Source organism: Protofrankia sp. Cr1, assembly GCF_963555865.1.
In the GTDB taxonomy this organism is placed as follows: Bacteria; Actinomycetota; Actinomycetes; order Frankiales; family Frankiaceae; genus Protofrankia.
This window is the reverse complement of sequence record NZ_CAUVXO010000389.1, coordinates 1-774: the sequence shown is the minus strand read 5'-3', so window position 1 is coordinate 774 and position 774 is coordinate 1. Positions and strand designations below refer to the sequence as shown.

Sequence of the window (774 nt, the reverse complement as noted above, 5' to 3'; positions counted from 1 at the left end):
GGTGGGGAACTGGCGGACACGCAGGTCGGCGGGCCAGCCGGCCGGGTCGCCGGCCTTACCGGGGTGGCCGTGTGCGCGGGCCCAGGCGGTGCCGAGTTGTTTGACGAACACCGGCACCCCGACCGTCTGGCAGCCGGCGATCAGACTGCCCGCCCACTGGGGTTGCATACGCCGGGCGCCGGGTCCGGACTCCCCGCCGACGACGACCCAGTCCAGGCCGTGCCATCCGGTCAGGTTCAGCGGGCCGAGGAGCGGTTCCGCGGAGACCCAGTGGAGTGCGGCGGCGGTGTCGAGCAGCACCGGGATACGGCTGTCGGCCCAGCGCTGGTTCTCCACGCTGACCCCGAGCCACACGTTCGGCAACGGCCAGGTCAGCGGGGTCGGGCCGTCGGCCAGGGCCGGGTCGGCGGCCCGGTCGTGGAGCTGTTCGCCGATGCGGGGGAGCAGGGACCGGGCCCGGCCGGGCCGCTTGGTCAGCAGCTGGAAGGTGTGCGCCGGCGCCCACCACATCCGGGCGAACACCTCGACGATGAACGTGTCGGGTATCTGGTCGTGGAACAGGTCGGACATGGAGTTGACGAACACCCGTCGGGGGCGGCGCCAGTGCAGCGGGGCGTCGAGCCGCTGTGGGTGCAGCGTGACGGTGAATCCGTGGGGGAACGCGCGGGTGCCGGCGAACCGGCGGGCGATCCCGGCGGCGTAGCAGCGATCGCATCCTTCGGACACCGGGGTGCAGCCGGTGACCGGGTTCCAGGTGGCGTCGGTCCACTCGAT

General features: G+C 73.0%; 1 protein-coding gene. It reads right to left on the bottom strand.

Annotation, left to right across the window (positions count from 1 at the left end; translation table 11 throughout):
* On the bottom strand, positions 1-774 hold a 774-nt coding region (locus U9980_RS22020), incomplete at both ends, for a phage Gp37/Gp68 family protein (RefSeq protein ID WP_322769667.1).